This window comes from Kribbella sp. NBC_01484, from assembly GCF_036227145.1.
Taxonomy (GTDB): domain Bacteria; phylum Actinomycetota; class Actinomycetes; order Propionibacteriales; family Kribbellaceae; genus Kribbella.
Genome location: NZ_CP109437.1, coordinates 2,631,042 through 2,648,297, shown reverse-complemented (window position 1 = coordinate 2,648,297; position 17,256 = coordinate 2,631,042). Strand labels below are relative to the sequence as shown.

Sequence of the window (17,256 nt, the reverse complement as noted above, 5' to 3'; positions counted from 1 at the left end):
TCCGCCGGATCGTTGTCCGCCGTCCAGCGGCGAGGCGTCCAGGCGCTCCTGGAGATCGCGCCGGTGGTGGACGAACTCGGGTCGCGGTTCGACCGGGCCGGCCACGAGATCGCGCTCGTGGGCGGTCCCGTCCGGGACATTCTGCTGGGCCGGGGGAGCAAGGATCTGGATTTCGCCACGTCAGCCCACCCGGACGTCGTGGAGCGGTTGCTGGCCGGCTGGGCGGACCACGTCTGGGACATCGGCAAGGCGTTCGGCACCATCGGCTGTCGTAAGGGTGAGTGGGTTCTGGAGATCACGACCTACAGGTCGGAGTCCTACGATCCCACGTCGCGCAAGCCGGAGGTCTCGTACGGCGACAGCCTCGAGGGCGACCTGGCCCGGCGCGACTTCGCGATGAACGCGATGGCGGTCCGGCTGCCGTCGCACGAATTCGTCGATCCGTACGGCGGGATCGCGGACGTCGCGAACCAGCGGATCCGGACCCCTGGAACTCCGGAGGACTCGTTCTCCGACGATCCGCTGCGGATGATGCGGGCGGCCCGGTTCGCGGCACAGCTCGGCTTCACGCCCGACCCGGCGGTAGTGGCCGCGATGACCGCGATGGCCGACCGGATCACGATCGTGTCGGCCGAACGGGTCCGCGACGAGCTGATCAAGCTGATCTGCGCCGACCACCCGCGGATCGGCCTCGACCTGCTGGTGACCACCGGCCTGGCCGACCACGTGCTGCCCGAGCTGCCCGCGCTCAAGCTGGAGCGAGACGAGCACCACCGGCACAAAGACGTGTACCAGCACTCGCTCACCGTCCTCGATCAGGCCATCGATCTGGAATCCCGTCTATCTGTTCCGACGCCGGATTTCGTCGTTCGGTTCGCTGCGTTGATCCACGACATCGGCAAACCGAAGACCCGGCGGTTCGAGGACGCCGGCAAGGTGACCTTCCATCACCACGACGTGGTCGGCGCGAAGCTCGCCCGGAAGCGGATGAAGGCGCTGCGGTTCAGCAACGAGCAGATCGACCAGGTCAGCAAGCTGATCGAGCTCCACCTGCGCTTCCACGGATACAGCGGTGGCGAGTGGAACGACTCGGCCGTACGGCGTTATGTCCGCGACGCCGGCGACCAGCTCGAGCGGTTGCACGTCCTCACCCGCGCCGACTGCACGACGCGCAACCGGCGCAAGGCCGAGATGTTGCGGGCGGCGTACGACGATCTCGAGGAGCGGATCGACCGGCTCCGCGAGCAGGAGGAACTCGACGCGCTCCGCCCCGACCTGGACGGCAACCAGATCATGGAGATCCTCGGCATCCCACCGGGCCGCGAGGTCGGTGAGGCCTACAAGTTCCTGATGAACCTCCGCCTCGACCAGGGCCCCCTCGGCGAGGATCAAGCCCGCGAAGCACTCCAACGCTGGTGGTCCGAGCGCGGCTAGATCTCCTGAGCCGGCTGTGCCGCGTACGCGGTCGCGATCAGCTCCGCCGACTCCGGATGCGATGCGTACGTCGTGGTGTCGGCGCCGGCGGTGATCGACGCGACCGGGAGGGCCGGGTCGATCGAGTTGGTCAGGTAGGCAGCGTCGTACGACGGGAGGTCGGTCAGGCGGACCGAGGTCGTGTCGAAGGTGCTGAGGCCGCGTTGGAGGGTTTGCTGGCGGATGCCGGGGAGGACCGGGGCGGACGGGAACACGATCGTGGTGCCGCGGGCGAAGCAGATATTCCAGATCGAGGCTTCGGAGATCTCGCCGGAGGTGGTGTGGAAGACGGCGTCGTCGTACCCGGCGAGCTCCGCCTGGCGGCCGTAGTACGTGAGGTCGAAGGAGCCGGTGTGCTTGAGATGCGGAAGGGCACGCTGGTGTTCGAACGCCAGCAGCCGCAGCGGTTGCACGCCGGGCTCGATCGGCGGGCTCACGCGGATGAGTAGCTGTAACTCCGTGGTGCTGAAGACGTTGACGCGGAGGGACAGGTCGCTGGAGCCGGCGTGCTCGAGGGCTGCGCGGAGGTCGGCGTGGACGCGGTCGGCGGGGAGCGGCTCACCGAAAACTTCGCGGGCGCTGCGGTCGAGACGCTCGAAGTGCAGGTCGAGACCGTGCACCACGCCGGCACGCACCTGCATCGAGGTGAAGTGCCCGTAGCTGATTGCTCTCAGCAACCCCGGGTCGACGGTCCGCAGAGGTTCACCGTTGAGCAGCAGCGACTCGGTCACAACCTCAGTCTGACCTCACCAGTCCACCGGATCAGCTGGTCTACCCTCGCGCTGTGGACGTCTTGAGCATCATCGGGTGGGGCGGATCCGCGCTGGTCGTGGTGTCGCTGCTGCAGACGCGGATCCTGCGACTGCGGGTACTGAACCTGGTCGGCTGCGTGATCCTGGTCGGCTTCAACCTGGCGATCGGCGTCTGGCCGATGGTCGGTATGAACGCGGTGCTGGCCGTGATCAACGTCGTATACCTGTGGCGGCTGTTGCGGCACCGGCACGACCAAGCCGAGTACACGGTGCTCCAGCTCAACGACACCGACGCGTACCTGGACCACGTGCTCGCCCGGCATGAGAAGGACATCAGCCGGTTCAACCCGGGCTTCACGGCGGGCACCAGTCCGTACGCGTTCCTGGTCCAGCACGGCGACCGCACCGTCGGCGTCGTCCTCGCCCACGACGCGGGCTCCGGCCGGGCCCAGATCGATCTCGACTACGTCCTGCCGAAGTACCGCGACTTCACCCCCGGTGAGTTCGTCTACCGCCGCAGCGACGTCTTCACCGACCACGGGTTCCACCAGGTCCTCGCCCCACCCCGCATGCGCGACTCCAGGCCCTACCTCACCAACCTCGGCTTCCACCGCGACGGCGACGACCTGGTCCTGGATCTGCGTTAGAGGTCCTTCGCGAAGCAGAGCGAGGCCGGCTCGTTCTCGAACGGCGGGTACGGCGCGATCGGCTGGTAGCCGTGGTTCGAGTAGAGGGCGATGGCCTCGTGCTGCCGGGTGCCGGTCTCCAGGCGTAGGCGGGTCAGGCCGATGCGGTGGGCCTCTGACTCGACGGCCTCGAGCAGGGCTCGGGACAGACCCCAGCCGCGGGCGGACGGATCGACGTACATGCGCTTGATCTCGCCGAGGCCGGTGGAGACGGGTTGCAGGCCGACGCAGCCGACCGGGGTGCCGTCGAGCAGGAGCAGCGTGAACGAGATGTCCGGGTGCAGTGCGACGAGTGGCTGGTCCTCGCCGTACGTCGCGGCCAGTTCGGCCTGCTGGGCGGTGGTCAGCGCCAGCAGGGCGGGGTCGGTGCCTGCGACCGCCCGGAGTTCCGTTCCCTCGATCAGTTCCGCCGTCATGCGTCCGGACGGTAGCAACACGGCATGACGCTCCTGTTTCTGTTTCCTCTCCGGCGCCACCTCACCGCGAGAGGCGGTTCCGCGCTCGGCGTGCTGTGATGACCCGATGGAGTCCCTGAAAGAGATCGCCACAGGTGTTCGGGCCGGCCGGGTCGACCCGGTCGCACTGGTCGAGGAGGCGTTACAGCGGGCCGACGAGAGCGCCGGGTTGAACGCGGTCGTCCATCTTGACGTCGAGGGTGCGCGGAAGGCGGCGGTGGACCACGACCGGACCGGGGCGCTCGCCGGTGTGCCAGTACTGGTCAAGGAGATCGTGGAGGTGGCAGGCCTGCCTTATCGCTGCGGGTCGGCCGCGATGGACGAGATCGGCCGGCAGGACGCCGACGTGGTGCGCCGGCTGCGGGCGGCCGGTGCGATCGTCATCGGGCTCAGCTACACGCACGAGTTCGCCTACGGATGCACGGGTACGTCGAACCGGGTCGGGCCGTGCCGCAATCCGCACGACCCGGCGCGGATGACCGGTGGCTCCAGTGCGGGCGCAGGTGCCGCGGTCGCGGCCGGAGTGGTTCCGTTGGCGATCGGCACCGACACCGCCGGATCCGTACGCATCCCGGCGGCGTTGTGCGGAGTCGTCGGCTTCAAGCCGTCGTACGGCACGCTGTCGACCGATCGCGTCTTCCCGCTGTCTCAGAGCCTCGACCACGTTGGTGTCCTGACGCGGACTGTTGCGGACGCCGCCTACGCGCTCGAGGCCCTCACCGGCGTTCCGCCGGCGGCGGCGCGACCGACGCGGCTCGGAGTGGTGACGAACCCGGAGTACCTCGACTTCACCGCCGAGGTCGGCGCGGCGTGGTCGGCCGCGCTTGCTCGTCTCGCCGCGGCCGGGGCCCAGCTCGTCGACGTCGAGCTGCCCGACTGGCGGCACAGCTTCACGACCGCCGCCGCGATCCAGGGACCGGAGGCCGTCGCGAACCACACCGGCCGATCCACCGCGCAGTACCAGCCCGACGTCCAGGAACGGCTCCGCGAGGCGGCCCAGATCACCCGTGCGGAGTACGACGCCGCCCGGACCGAAGCCGCCGAGATCACCGCTGAGGTGAACGGCGGACTTGGCCAGGTCGACGCCGTACTCATGCCGACCGTCCTCTGCACCGCACCGCTGATCACCGACGTCGACACACCCGAAGGCAGCAAGGCGGTCCGCTCCCAACTCCTCAAGAACACCCGCCTCGCCAACCTGACCCGGCACCCGGCCGTCAGCCTCCCCCTCCCGACCGACGGCCTCCCCGTAGGCCTCCAAGTCATAGCCGCCACCAACAACCAAGCAGCCACCACCACCCACTGGATCGAGGACCAGCTGTCGGCGTGACATTGGTGACAGAAGAGCGGCTTGTAAATCGATTATCGTTGCGAAATCCTCATTCCGAGCTGATAATCGATCAGTCGGTCCAACTGGGGAGAATCTCGTGAGGTCTCGTTCCTGGCGTGTCACAGGCGCGCTCGCACTGTCGGCAGTTGCGATGATCACCACCACCACAGGCGCATCCGCCGCCGAGCCGCCGGACGGGATCGTGTGGGACCACACCTACACGGCGCCCGGTGTGAAGGTGTACGTCGAGGAGCACGGCGACATCATCTCCGTCTGCGACACCTCGAAGAACGGATACGCCGCGTGGGTTCTCGTCACGGACCGGGTCGGCGTCCAGTTCCAGATCACGGCCAGAAACGGCGTCGGCAGCTGTGAGACCACACAGGCCGATGACGGCCTGCTCCACGACCTGTACGAAGGCGACCGGATCGACCTCCACCTGGACGGCGACGGCGACGAGCCCGGTGGCGCCTACGAAGCCTTCGTCAACGACCACTGAACCAGCTCGCAACCTTTCCATCGCGCATGAGGAGCTAGTGATGAAGTCACGTCTTGGTCGTGTCCTCGCGGGCACGTTCGCTTTGTCAGCAACCGCCGCCGCCCTGACGGCCGGCAGCGCCTTCGCCAACGAGCCGCCGGACGGCATCGTCTGGGACCACACCTACACCGCACCGGGCGTGAAGGTGTACGTCGAGGAGCACGGCGACTACGTCGAGGTCTGCGACACGTCGAAGAACGGGTACTCCGCCTGGGTCGAGGTCTACCTCGGCATCACGAAGTACCGCCTCACAGCCAGCAGCGGCGTCGGCACCTGTGAATGGGAGTCGGCGTCCGACGTCGATCTGCCGGAGAATGTCGACATTCTCCTGCACTTCGACGGCCGGGGCCACGACGTCGACCACCCCGACGGTGTCGAGTCCTTCTACAACGACCACTGATCGGCGGTGTGCCAGGGGTGGTGGGGATCCACCGCCCCTGGCACGGGTCTTCAGCGGTAGAGGCGGAGATCGGCGAGGGTCCACCAGTTGCCGGTCGTGCCGGTCGAGGTGATGCGCAGATACCTCGCCTGGGTCGGTCGCAGTGTGACTGTGGTGAGCTGACTGGCCGACGTACCAGTGGCGACAGGCCGCCAGTTGGTACCATCGTTGCTGACGGCAACTTCGAAGCCGCGGGCGAAGTCGCCGGTGTTCCCGCCGCTGTCCAGTGCGACCTGGCGGAAGGTCTTCGCCTTGCCGAGATCCACCTGCACCCACTGACCCGGCGATTGGGCCTGCTTGCTCTGCCACACCGTGGACCCGTCGGCGTCGATCGCCAGCCCTGCCTCGGCGCCGTTCACCGATGCGGTCGCCGTTGCGCCGTCCAGTGAGATCGGCTGCGGCACGTCCGCCGATAGGTGGTCCCAGGTGAAGGTTGCGATCGAACCACCGGGCAGCTCGTACTCGAACGACTTGTCGCCGACCGCCACCGCGAAGCTGCGCGGGTCGTCGTTCTCGTTGTGGACGAGGAGCGCAGTCGAGCCATCCGGGTTCCGGAAGGCGGCGGACATCAGTTGCCCGTTCCACCCGGTCGTCCCGTACGACGTACTCCCGATCCGGACCGCGCCCGCTTTCACGAACTTCGACAGGTGCCCGATCGTGTAGTACTCGGCGTCGGTCGTGACCGTGCCGTCCGGTTGCAGCGTGACCAGGCCGGTGCAGGTGTCGCAGCCACCGAGGTGTGGGCCGCCGCTGGAGTCGAGGGCGATGTTCCAGTTGACCACCGACTTCGCCCAGTTGCGCGTGGTGCCGAGCATCAGGGTGCGGGCGTGCCACGTCAGCGTGCCGCGGAAGATCTGCGGCGGCGTGTCGGTCGGCCCGTGCGACCCAGAGCACTCGGTGAACCAGATCCCCTTCGACGGGAACGCGTTGTGCAAATCGGTCTGCTTGGACGGATCGCCGGAGTAGCAGTGGTATGCCGTACCCGCGATCCACTTGGCCGCCGGCGTCTGCAGCAGCTTGTAGGGATAGTCGGTCTCGGGGTCCTCGCCGGGCGGGGTGGACGCGATGTCACCGGGGTGCGTGGTCCAGTTGTGGTCGTAACCGAGGATCTTCGTCCGCGGGCTCGCCTTCTGCAGCAGCGGGCCCAGCGCCTCGATCACCGCTGCCTCTTGGCGCACAGGCATGTCCGTGCCCGGGTACGCACTCGGCTTGCGGTTCTGCGGCTCGTTCTGCACGGAGAGGAAGTCGACAGGTACGCCGGCCTTCGCGTACGCCTGGACGAACTTCACCAGATAGCGCGCGTAGGCGTCGTACACCTTGGGGTCGTCCTTGAGCCGGCCGCCGACCAGCGAGTCGGCGGTCTTCATCCAGGCCGGCGGACTCCACGGCGTGGCCATCACCTTGACCGCCGGGTTGAGCTGCTTGGCGCGCCGGAGCAACGGCAGCACCTGCTGCTGGTCGTGCGCGATGCTGAACTGTGTCAGCCCGAAGTCGGTCTGCCCGGCCGGTACGTCGTCGTACGTGTAGTGCTCGGCCTCAGCGGTGAAGTCGGACGAGCCGACCGGCTGCCGCAGGAAGCTCACGCCGATGCCTTGGTTCGGATCGAAGAGTTTGCGCAGCGTCTGCTCGCGGTCCGCCGGGCTGAGCCGGTAGAGCACATTCGCGGACGAGTCGGTGATCGAGGCCCCGAAGCCGTCCATCGTCTGGTACGACGTCGTCGGGTCGACCGTGATCGTCGTACGGTCGCTGGCCGCGCGCTGGAACGTGACCGGCGCGCGCTCGTGCAACAACTCCGCGCGGTCGGGCGTCGTCACCCAGACCTGGGCCTGGGTCGACGGGGGATGGGCCTGGGCGGCGGGACCGGTGAGCGAAGCTGTGGCCAGGGCCAGGGCGACGCCGAATGCCTGTGTTCTCATCGCAGCTCCTCGAATGAAACAAACGGCCTCAGGACACGCCCCCCTCCTGCCCCTGTCAAGATCTGGCAGCGGTGGCCTAGAGTGCTGAGCGTGAAACACAGCGATGTAACAAATGCCTAGAGATCGGGCCACCGTTCGCGAGGTCGCCGCGGCGACCGGAGTCTCGATCGCGACCGTGTCCCGGGTACTCAATCAGCAGGGCAGTGTGGCGCCGGAGACCCGGCGCCTGGTCGAGCGCGCGGTCGAGGAGCTCGGCCTGCGCGCCCCGAGCCCGCGCGGCGGTACGGCGAAACCCGTCACCGGCGCCGTGTACGTGCGCTGCCCGTATGTACTCACGGACTACTTCGGCCTGATCGTGTCGTCGATCGCGGAGACGCTCGACCGGCGCGGACGGCAGGTCGTCCTCAGCGCGGGTGAGGCGGCGCAGCACGAGCAGGTGCTGTCCCGGCTGCCGGCCCAGCGCGAGATCGGCGGCGCGATCCTGATCCTGCCGCCGGAGCCGGGGGCGGAGCTGGTCCGGCTCGGTGCGCGCCGGTTCCCGTTCGTCGTCGTCGATCCACGGACGGCGCTGCCGCGCGACATCCCCTCGGTCTCCGCCGCTCACCACTCCGGCGCTCGGCAAGTCACCGCCCACCTGACCTCGCTCGGCCATACGCGGATCGGCGTCATCGCAGGCCCGCGCGAGTGGCTCGCCGCGGACGCCCGGTTGAGCGGTCACTCCGCCGCTCTCGCCGCCGCAGGCATCCTGCCGGATCCCACGCTGGTGAAACACGTCGAGCCGACCATCGCCCACGGCTACCGAGCCGCCGCCGAACTCCTCGACCTCGATCCCCGGCCCACCGCCCTGGCCGCGTTCAACGACAAGACCGCGATCGGTGCACTGCAGGCCGCTGCCGAGCGCGGACTGTCCGTCCCTGGAGATTTGTCGATAGCCGGCTTCGACGACATCGATCTGAGCCGCGCGACCACACCTCAACTCACGACGGTCCGGCAGCCATTGCAGGAGATGGGCCGGATGGCGGTCAGTCTGCTGATCCGCCTGCTGGACCGCCACGAGGTCGAGGCGCTGCACGTCGAGCTCGCGACCGAGCTGATCGTCCGCGGGACCACCGGCCCGAGAGTGTCCACCATCAGGGCGTAGGAGTGCGCGAAACGGCTCGGTTGTGGCAGGTTTTAGTCATGAACCTTCGGATCGGCATTGCCGGGATCGCCATCGAGTCCAGCACGTTCTCGCCGCATCGCGCCGGCCTGGCGGATTTCGACGTACGCCGTGGGGAGGACTTGTTGCGGCGGTACGACTTCCTCGGCAAGGAATGGGCGCAGGGCGTCGACTGGGTGCCGCTGCTGCACGCGCGCTCACTGCCCGGTGGCGCCGTCCTGCCGGAGGTGTACGACGACCTGTCCGCCGAGATCATCGACAAGATCGGATCGGCCGGTGAGCTGGACGGGTTCTTCTTCGATATCCACGGGGCGATGAGCGTGGTCGGGCGGCAGGACGCTGAGGGCGATCTGAGCACCCGGGTCCGGGCCGCGCTCGGGCCCGACGTCCTCGTCTCGACCTCGATGGATCTGCACGGGAACGTCTCCCGCGAGCTCGGCACGGCCGTCGACCTGATCACCTGCTACCGGATGGCGCCGCACGAGGACGCGATGGAGAGCCGGGAGCGCGCGGCCCGCAATCTGGTCGAGCGGCTCCGGTCCGGGCTCGGTAAGCCCGGCAAGGCGTGGATCCAGGTGCCGGTGCTGCTGCCCGGTGAGAAGACCTCCACCCGGCTCGAGCCGGCCAAGTCGATCTACCGGCGGGTCGCCGAGATCGCCGACGAGCCCGGCGTACTCGACGCCGCGGTCTGGGTCGGCTACGCCTGGGCCGACGAGCCGCGGTGCCGTGCGGCCGTGGTGGTCACCGGCGACGACCAGCAACTGATCACCGAACGCGCCGCCGAGCTGGCCCAGGCGTACTGGGGTGCACGGGACGACTTCGCGTTCGTCGCGCCGACGGGCACGTTGGAGGAGTGCGTGGCCGCCGGTCTCGCGAGTACGGCGCGGCCCTTCCTGATCAGCGATTCCGGCGACAACCCGACCGCCGGCGGGGCCGGCGATGTGTCCTGGACTCTCGGCCAACTGCTCACCGTCGACGAGCTGACCAGCGGCAACGCGACCGCGATCCACGCGAGCATCACCGACCCCGATGCGGTCGCCGCCTGTGTCGCGGCCGGCGTCGGCAACCCGGTCCAGGTCTCCGCGGGCGGCAAGGTCGACTCCGGTCCGGCAGGCCCGGTCGAGCTGGCCGGCACGGTGTTCTCGCTGTCGGAGGACCCGGTCGGCGGGACGGTCGCGGTGGTCAAGGCCGGCGGCCTGCACTCGATCCTCACGTCCCGCCGCAAGCCGTACCACCACATCGCCGACTTCACCCTCCTCGGCCTCGACCCGGCCGCCACCGACCTGGTGATCGTCAAGATCGGCTACCTCGAACCGGAGCTCTACAACCTCGCCAAGGACTGGCTCCTGGCCCTCACCCCCGGCGGCGTCGACCAGGACCTCCTCCGCCTCGGCCACCACGGCGTCCTCCGGCCCCTCTTCCCCTTCGACCCCGACATGCCCACCCCCAACCTCACCCCGGAACTCCTCCCACCCTCCCAGTAGACGCGCGCCACTGTTGTCGCGCGGGACCGATGAAACGCGGTCCAGCTCGACAGGAAGTATCCGGAGGTCGAGCCGGCTTCCCGGCGTGAGCAGGCGTGCGGTCGCCGGCTAGTGGGCGTATACGTCCTGTCGACCTGCCTCGGAACCGGACCGCGCAACCCTGTGGAGGTGTTCGGCAGGGGCGGTTTGGAAGGTGCAGGCGGCGTACGCTCGTGGGCGGGGGTGCCATGAGTGCTGGTGGCGGTGGCGAGCCGGGACAGCCGGTTCGGGGGGAGTCGCGGTGGCCGAGTCTGGCCGCCGTGGTGGTGGCCATCTTGTTGACGCTCGCGCGGCCGAAGGAGATGCGGGTGGCGCCGGCCTGGACGCTGCCGGCGGTCGAGGTCGTGCTGCTTGCGGTGCTGATCGTTCGTGATCCTGGGCGGATCGACAAGCGGTCGTCGTTCCTGCGCGGTGTGTCGATCACGGTCGTGGCATTGCTGGTGCTGGACGCGCTGCTGGCGACGGTGCGGCTCGTCGCGACGCTGATCCACGGCGGGTCGATCACGAACTCACCTGAGACACTGCTCGCTGCCGGCGGCATCGTGTGGTCGTCGAACCTGCTCGCGTTCGCCTTGCTGTACTGGGAACTGGACGCCGGCGGTGCCGCCAACCGAGCCCACCGGATGCCGAAGTACCTCGATCTCGCCTTCACGCAGCAGCTCAGCCCGGAGGTCGCGCGACCAGGCTGGCGACCCCGGTTCGCCGACTATTTGTATCTGGCGCTGACCACATCCACCGCCTTCAGCCCGACCGACGTGATGCCGCTGGCGCTCTGGGCCAAGCTGGCCATGGGCCTCCAGTCCATGATCTCCCTGGCCGTCGTCGGCCTCGTCGTAGCCCGCGCGGTCAACGTCTTCACCTGACGCCGCCAGGTGTCGGGAGCAGAAGTCCTACAGCTTGCGGAGGGTGTGGAGTGCTTCGATGGCGTGGTCGACCAGGAACTTGTCCGAGTACGGGCGCTCGTCTTCCGGGAGGCCGGACCACTCGATCGCGAGATCTTCGGCGTACGCGAGCCAGGCGTGGATGCGCATGTACTCGGGGGATGCGGGCTCGTCGGCGACTTCCGGCGTACCGATGTAGGTGAGGATGCGCTTGGTCAGCCCGGCGCGGGTTTCGTCGTAGACCTCGACGGCGTAGTCGTCGCCGCCGGCGGCTCCGCGGACGAAGGAGATGTACGCCGTCCGCCGCCGGCTGATGAACGCGACGAACTGCATCAGCATCTCCCGGAGCTTCTCCTCCGGCGGCAGGGACTCGTCCGGCTTCGTCACCCGGAGCAGGCGACGGCCGGCCGCCGAGATCACGGCGACGTAGTAGTCGCGCTTGCTCGGGAAGTAGTGGAACAGCAGGCCGCGGGAGATCCCGGCCTGGCCCGCGATCGCGTCGATCGACAGCTCGTGGATCGGCTGCGTGCGCAGCATCATCAGCCCGATCTTGACCAGTTGCTTCTTCCGGTCCTCCGCTGACAGTCGGTGATCCATGCTATTGAGCATTGCTTAGCGGCTGAGCTACGGTCAAGACGACCTAAGGAGTCTTGATGGGATTCGAACCTTCCGCCCGCGCGACTGAGCTGATCGGCCGGGCAGCGGAGTTCATCCGGACCGAGATCGAGCCGGTCGAGGCCGAGCTGCAGGCCGCGATCCGGGCGGCCGGTGACCCCTGGCAGCCGCAGCCGGTGATGAAGGAGCTGCAGGCGAAGGCCCGAAAGGTTGGCCTGTGGAACCTCTTCCTTCCGCCCGCCGAGCCGGGCAACGAGCAGTACGGCGAAGGCCTGTCGAATCTCGACTACGCCCCCATCGCCGAACTCACCGGCCGATCCTTCATCGCGCCGTACGTGTTCAACTGCAACGCGCCGGACACCGGCAACATGGAGGTCCTGCTCCGCTACGGCAGCCCGGACCAGAAGAAGCGGTGGCTGGAGCCATTGCTCGACGGCACGATCCGGTCCGCGTTCTGCATGACCGAGCCGGATGTCGCGTCGTCCGACGCCACCAACATGGCCGCGACCGCGATCGTCGACGGTGACGAGGTCGTCATCAACGGCCGCAAGTGGTGGAGCACCGGCGTCGGTCACCCGGACTGCGAGCTGCTCATCTTCATGGGCCTCACCGACCCCGAGGCTCACCGGTACGCCCGGCACACGATGGTGCTCGTCCCCCGCGACACCCCGGGCGTGAAGGTCGAGCGCCTTCTCCCCACGATGAGCCGGTACGACGAGCCGCACGGCCACGGCGAGGTGTCGTTCACCGAGGTCCGGGTGCCGGCGTCGAACATCCTGGTCGGACCGGGCAAGGCGTTCGAGATCGCGCAGGGCCGGCTCGGACCGGGCCGGGTGCACCACTGCATGCGACTGATCGGGCTGGCCGAGAAGGCGCTCGAGCTGGCGATCGAGCGCGGCACCAGCCGGACCGCATTCGGCAAGCCACTCGTGAATCTCGGCGGCAACCGGGAGCGCATCGCCGACGCCCGGATCGCGATCAACCAAGCCCGATTGCTCGTGCTGCAGACGGCGTACCTGCTGGACACGAAGGGGCTCGCAGGTGCGTTGAGCGAGGTGAGCCAGATCAAGGTCGCCGTCCCACGGATGGCGCAGGACGTGATCGACATGGCGATCCAGTTGCACGGCGGTGGTGGACTGTCCGACGACTTCCCGCTCGCGGCCGCGTGGACGAGTGCCCGGTCGCTGCGACTGGCCGACGGGCCGGACGAGGTGCATCGTGGGGTGATCGCCAGAATCGAACTGGCGTCGTACCTAGGGCGGGAGACGAAGTGAGCCGGATCCTCGTCACCGGTGGAGCGAGTGGGCTCGGCGCCGCGCTGGTCGCCCGGTTTGTTGCCGACGGCCACCAAGTGCTCAGCACGGACGTCGCGTCGGACGGTGCCGACGACGGGGCGACGTACCGGCAGCTCGACGTCCGCAGTCCGGCGGACTGGGCCGCGGCAGTCGAGTGGTGCGAGCAGAACTGGGGCGGCCTGGACATCCTGGTGAACAACGCCGGCATCGCGACCGGCGGCCGGATCGAGATCGAGTCTCTCGACGAGTGGGATCGCGTCGTCGACATCAACCTGATGGGCGTGGTCCGCGGCTGCCGCGCGTTCACACCGCTCTTCAAGCGGCAGCGGTCCGGCCATATCGTCAACACGGCGTCCGCGGCCGGGCTCGTCCACCCGCCGATGATGAGCTCGTACAACACGGTCAAGGCCGGAGTGGTCGCGCTCTCGGAGACCCTGTCGCACGAGCTGCATCCGTACGGCGTGACCGTCTCGGTGGTCTGCCCGTCGTTCTTCCGGACCAATCTGGCCGACTCGATCCGCGGCGCGGACACCGCCATGGGCGCGACCGCGCGCCAGCTGATCGAGAAGTCGCCACGGTCGGCGGACGACATCGCGGCCGCGGTGATCGCGGGGATCAAGAAGAGGCAGTTCCTGATCATCCCCGATCGGCCGGCCCTGCTGGCGTGGCGCACCAAGCGCTTCGCCCGTCCGCTGTACGACCGGCAGATGCGCAAGATCGCTGCCCGGGCGCGCGCTCGGGCCGAGGCCGCCGATGGGTGATGGCGCGCGGGCGGTCCGGGACGAGGACGCCTTCGACGTGCCGGCGGTCGATGGTTGGCTCCGGCAACAGACAGAGCTTCCGCCCGGCCTCCCCGAGGTGAAGCAGTTCTCCGGCGGAGCGTCGAACCTGACCTATCTCCTACGGTACGGCGACCACGAGCTGATCCTGCGCCGCCCGCCGGCCGGGACGAAGGCCAAAGGCGCGCACGACATGGGCCGCGAGTACCGGATCCAGGCCGCGCTGAAGCCGGCGTTCCGCTACGTCCCGACGATGGTTGCCCATTGCAACGACGACGCGGTGATCGGCTCCGAGTTCTACGTGATGGACCGCGTCGTCGGGACGATCCCGGGCCATCACGAGCTGGGCGTCGACCTGACCCCCGAGCAGACCCGGCAGCTGGGTTTCACCTTGATCGACACGCTCGCCGAGTTGCACGCCGTCGACGCCGAGGCCGCCGGCCTGACGGACCTCGGTCGTGGCGAGGGGTACGTCGGACGCCAGGTCACGGGCTGGTCGGAGCGCTATCGCAAGGCGAAGACGTGGAACGTGCCCAGCTATGAACGCGTGATGGCCTGGCTTGCGGAGAATCAGCCGGCCGACGTCCGGACCTGCGTTATCCACAACGATTTCAGGCTCGATAACGTCGTACTCGCGCCGGACGATCCGTTGCACGTGGTCGGCGTCCTCGACTGGGAACTCGCGACACTCGGCGACCCGCTGATGGATCTGGGGGGTGCGCTGGCGTATTGGGTGCAGGCGGACGACGACTGGGCGTTCCGCCGCTTCCGGCTGCAGCCGTCGGACGCGCCCGGCATGATCAGCCGCGACGAGATCGTTGCGTACTACACCGAGCGGTCCGGGCTGAAGCCGGATAACTGGGCGTTCTACGAGGTGTTCGGGCTGTTCCGGCTGGCGGTGATCGCGCAGCAGATCTACTACCGCTATCACCACAAGCAGACGCGCAACCCGCGGTTCAAGAGCTTCTGGTTCCCGGTCAACCTGCTCGAGCGGCGCTGCCGCCGGATCATCCGGCAGGCCTAGATGGCGGTCATCTATCTGATTCGGCATGCGCAGGCGTCGTTCGGCGCGCGTGACTACGACAAGCTGTCGGCTCAAGGTGAGCAACAGGCAGCGATGCTCGGCAAGGCGCTAGCCGATCGTGGTGCGCGGCCGGATGTGGTGGTCTCGGGGTCGATGCGACGCCACGCGCAGACCGCCGAGCTCGCGCTGGCGGCAGCGGGTGTGGACGCTCCTGTCGAGGTCGACGAGGGGTTCGACGAGTTCGACCACGACCAGCTGATCGTGGCGCACAAGCCGGCGTACCGAGTTCGTGCGGTGTTGCTGGCAGACCTGGCCCGGACCGGGAATCCCCACCGGGCGTTCCAGGAGATGTTCACCGCGGCCACGCAGCGGTGGATCGACGGTGGCGACGGCTACACCGAGTCCTTCGATGCCTTCTGCGAACGGTCGGAGGCCGCGGTGCGGCGTACCGCCGGGCGACTGGGGAAGGGCGAGACCGCGGTGGTGTTCACGTCCGGTGGACCGATCGCGGCGGTGGTGAGCCGGCTGCTGTCCGGCGGCGACGGGCTGTGGGCGAAGCTGAACCCGATCACGATCAACACCGCGATCACCAAGGTGCTATCAGGACAGCGCGGACTGACGGTGGTCAGCCACAACGAGCACGGGCATCTCGACGGTACCGGGATGATCTCCTACAGATAGGGCTGCGATGCGACGGAACATCCTGATCACCGGCGCCAGCGCCGGACTGGGCGCGGAGATGGCCCGGCAGTTCGCCGCGAAGGGTCACAACCTGGCGCTCACCGCGCGACGCGAAGAGCGGCTCGAGGCGCTGCGGACCGAGCTGACCGAGCGTTGTCCACAGGCACAGATCGTCATCCACAGGCTCGATGTGACCGATCACGACCAGGTGTTCGAGGTGTTCCGCAAGGCCGACGCGGAGCTCGGCCAGCTGGACCGGGTGATCGTGAACGCCGGCCTGGGCAAGGGCGCGCCGCTCGGCACCGGCCGGTTCGACGCCAACCGCGAGACCGCGCTGACCAACTTCGTCGGCGCGCTCGCCCAGGCGGAGGCGGCGATGGAGCTGTTCCGAGCCCGGAACGCCGGCCACCTCGTCTTCATCTCGTCCATCTCGGCGCTGCGCGGCCTGCCCAAGACGGTGACGACGTACGCCGCGACCAAGGCCGGGCTGGCGTCGCTCGCCGAGGGGCTCCGGATGGAGTTGCTCGGCAAGCCGATCACGGTCAGCACGATCTTCCCCGGTTACATCCGGTCCGAGATGAACGAGCACGTCGCGAACACCCCGCTGATCGTCGACACTGTTTCCGGCGTCCGTGCGATCGTCGCCGCGATCGAGGCCGAGAAGGCGAAGGCGTACGTACCGCCGTGGCCGTGGAGCCCGCTCGCCCGGGTGATGCGGTTCGCACCACTGCCATTGCTGAAGAGGATGATCTGAGATGCGCTGGGGTCTGACCGTTCCACTGACCGGGGTACCGCTGCGGGACCACCGGCCGCTGATTGCCGAGCTGTCCTCGCTGGGATACACCGACCTCTGGTCCGCCGAGGTCGCCGGCGCCGACGCGTTCACCCCGCTGGTACTCGCGTCCGAGTGGGACGACCGCTTGCGGTTGGGAACGGCCGTCGTACCCGTGCACACGCGCGGACCGGCCGCGCTCGCGATGAGTGCGGCGGCGCTCGCAGACCTCGCGCCGGGGCGGTTCGTGCTCGGGATCGGGGCCTCGTCGGAGACCATCGTGACCGGGTGGAACGGGATCGCGTACGACCCGCCGCTGGCGCGGACCCGCGACGTACTGCGCTTCCTGCGGCAGGCGTTCGCGGGGGAGAAGGTGGATGGGGAGTTCGACAGCTTCACCATCCAGCGGTTCCGGCTGGAGAAGGCGCCGGACGTGCCGCCGTCGATCATGCTCGCCGCGCTCCGGCCGCAGATGCTCAAGCTTGCGGCGCGCGAGGCGGATGGCGCGATCACGAACTGGCTGTCCGCGGACGACGTACGGCAGGTCCGCGCGGAGCTCGGCCCGGACAAGGAGTTGGCGGCACGGATCTTCGTCTGTGTCACCGAGGACGCGGAGATGGCCCGCAACATCGGCCGCTTCCTGATCGCCACCTACCTGACCGTCCCCGGCTACGCCGCCTTTCACGACTGGCTCGGCCGTGGCGCGGCAATGAAGGAGATGCGTGAGGCGTGGGCCGCGGGTGACCGCAACGCCGCGATGGCCGCCGTACCCCTCGAGGTCCTCGACGACCTGATCGTCCACGGCACCGCCGAACAGTGCCGCGACCACATCAATCGCTATGTCGACAACGGCCTCGACACCCCGATCATCGCCACCCTCCCGACCGGCACCGACCTCCTGGAGACCGCCCGCGCGCTGGCGCCGCTCAACTAGGCGC

General features: G+C 68.5%; 18 protein-coding genes. 14 read left to right on the top strand and 4 right to left on the bottom strand.

The annotated features are described in order from the left end of the window. Positions 1 to 12: 12 nt before the first annotated feature. Positions 13 to 1,434: a CCA tRNA nucleotidyltransferase gene (locus OG555_RS13065; RefSeq protein WP_329484811.1), complete on the top strand. Its 1,422-nt coding sequence runs from the start codon at positions 13 to 15 to the stop codon at positions 1,432 to 1,434. Here OG555_RS13065 and OG555_RS13060 read toward each other — a convergent pair. Beyond that, positions 1,431 to 2,204, bottom strand: a complete 774-nt coding sequence (locus OG555_RS13060) for an aminotransferase class IV (RefSeq protein WP_329483117.1) — start codon at positions 2,202 to 2,204, stop codon at positions 1,431 to 1,433. The genes OG555_RS13065 and OG555_RS13060 overlap by 4 nt on opposite strands. Positions 2,205 to 2,257: 53 nt before the next feature. Here OG555_RS13060 and OG555_RS13055 point away from each other — a divergent pair, with 53 nt between their 5' ends. Then, complete coding sequence (locus OG555_RS13055; RefSeq protein WP_329483116.1) at positions 2,258 to 2,872, top strand: hypothetical protein; 615 nt, start codon at positions 2,258 to 2,260, stop codon at positions 2,870 to 2,872. Here OG555_RS13055 and OG555_RS13050 read toward each other — a convergent pair. After that, positions 2,869 to 3,327, bottom strand: a complete 459-nt coding sequence (locus tag OG555_RS13050; protein WP_329483115.1) for a GNAT family N-acetyltransferase — start codon at positions 3,325 to 3,327, stop codon at positions 2,869 to 2,871. The genes OG555_RS13055 and OG555_RS13050 overlap by 4 nt on opposite strands. Before the next feature lie 106 nt (positions 3,328 to 3,433). On the opposite strand from OG555_RS13050, the gene OG555_RS13045 reads away from it, so the two are divergent. The 3 genes from OG555_RS13045 to OG555_RS13035 all read left to right on the top strand — a co-directional run bounded on the left by OG555_RS13045 (position 3,434) and on the right by OG555_RS13035 (position 5,634). Continuing rightward, positions 3,434 to 4,696 carry an amidase gene (locus OG555_RS13045; protein ID WP_329483114.1) on the top strand — a complete coding sequence of 421 codons (1,263 nt, stop codon included), beginning with the start codon at positions 3,434 to 3,436 and terminating at the stop codon, positions 4,694 to 4,696. Between the two features lie 151 nt (positions 4,697 to 4,847). Next, positions 4,848 to 5,195 carry a hypothetical protein gene (locus OG555_RS13040; protein ID WP_329483113.1) on the top strand — a complete coding sequence of 116 codons (348 nt, stop codon included), beginning with the start codon at positions 4,848 to 4,850 and terminating at the stop codon, positions 5,193 to 5,195. Between the two features lie 40 nt (positions 5,196 to 5,235). Further along, a complete protein-coding gene (locus OG555_RS13035) occupies positions 5,236 to 5,634 on the top strand; it encodes a hypothetical protein (RefSeq protein ID WP_329483112.1) in 399 nt (132 codons plus the stop codon). A 50-nt stretch (positions 5,635 to 5,684) separates the two neighbouring features. Here OG555_RS13035 and OG555_RS13030 read toward each other — a convergent pair whose 3' ends face one another. Further along, the gene (locus tag OG555_RS13030) at positions 5,685 to 7,589 is read right to left on the bottom strand and encodes a discoidin domain-containing protein (RefSeq protein WP_329483111.1); all 1,905 of its coding nucleotides are present in this window, start codon (positions 7,587 to 7,589) and stop codon (positions 5,685 to 5,687) included. 112 nt (positions 7,590 to 7,701) lie between these two features. On the opposite strand from OG555_RS13030, the gene OG555_RS13025 reads away from it, so the two are divergent. From OG555_RS13025 to OG555_RS13015, 3 genes are all read left to right on the top strand, one after another. Next, positions 7,702 to 8,730: a LacI family DNA-binding transcriptional regulator gene (locus OG555_RS13025; RefSeq protein WP_329483110.1), complete on the top strand. Its 1,029-nt coding sequence runs from the start codon at positions 7,702 to 7,704 to the stop codon at positions 8,728 to 8,730. A 38-nt stretch (positions 8,731 to 8,768) separates the two neighbouring features. After that, positions 8,769 to 10,232 carry a M81 family metallopeptidase gene (locus tag OG555_RS13020; RefSeq protein ID WP_329483108.1) on the top strand — a complete coding sequence of 488 codons (1,464 nt, stop codon included), beginning with the start codon at positions 8,769 to 8,771 and terminating at the stop codon, positions 10,230 to 10,232. Positions 10,233 to 10,459: 227 nt separating this feature from the next. Next, entirely contained in the window at positions 10,460 to 11,134 is a 675-nt protein-coding gene (locus tag OG555_RS13015) for a hypothetical protein (protein WP_329483107.1), read from the top strand. Between the two features lie 27 nt (positions 11,135 to 11,161). Here OG555_RS13015 and OG555_RS13010 read toward each other — a convergent pair whose 3' ends face one another. After that, positions 11,162 to 11,749: a TetR/AcrR family transcriptional regulator gene (locus tag OG555_RS13010; RefSeq protein WP_329483106.1), complete on the bottom strand. Its 588-nt coding sequence runs from the start codon at positions 11,747 to 11,749 to the stop codon at positions 11,162 to 11,164. A 56-nt stretch (positions 11,750 to 11,805) separates the two neighbouring features. Here OG555_RS13010 and OG555_RS13005 point away from each other — a divergent pair, with 56 nt between their 5' ends. Genes OG555_RS13005 through OG555_RS12980 form a run of 6 tightly spaced genes read left to right on the top strand, consistent with a single transcriptional unit; the run spans position 11,806 to position 17,252 of the window. Next, the gene (locus tag OG555_RS13005; protein ID WP_329483105.1) at positions 11,806 to 13,041 is read left to right on the top strand and encodes an acyl-CoA dehydrogenase family protein; all 1,236 of its coding nucleotides are present in this window, start codon (positions 11,806 to 11,808) and stop codon (positions 13,039 to 13,041) included. Beyond that, positions 13,038 to 13,823 (top strand): SDR family oxidoreductase, encoded by a 786-nt coding sequence (locus tag OG555_RS13000; protein ID WP_329483104.1) that lies wholly within the window; start codon positions 13,038 to 13,040, stop codon positions 13,821 to 13,823. The genes OG555_RS13005 and OG555_RS13000 overlap by 4 nt, the downstream gene beginning before the upstream one ends. Further along, positions 13,816 to 14,865 carry a phosphotransferase family protein gene (locus OG555_RS12995; RefSeq protein ID WP_329483102.1) on the top strand — a complete coding sequence of 350 codons (1,050 nt, stop codon included), beginning with the start codon at positions 13,816 to 13,818 and terminating at the stop codon, positions 14,863 to 14,865. The genes OG555_RS13000 and OG555_RS12995 overlap by 8 nt, the downstream gene beginning before the upstream one ends. Further along, positions 14,866 to 15,546, top strand: a complete 681-nt coding sequence (locus tag OG555_RS12990; protein WP_329483101.1) for a histidine phosphatase family protein — start codon at positions 14,866 to 14,868, stop codon at positions 15,544 to 15,546. Positions 15,547 to 15,553: 7 nt separating this feature from the next. Next, a complete protein-coding gene (locus OG555_RS12985; protein WP_329483100.1) occupies positions 15,554 to 16,300 on the top strand; it encodes an SDR family oxidoreductase in 747 nt (248 codons plus the stop codon). 1 nt (position 16,301) lies between these two features. After that, complete coding sequence (locus OG555_RS12980) at positions 16,302 to 17,252, top strand: LLM class F420-dependent oxidoreductase (protein ID WP_329483099.1); 951 nt, start codon at positions 16,302 to 16,304, stop codon at positions 17,250 to 17,252. Positions 17,253 to 17,256: the final 4 nt, after the last annotated feature.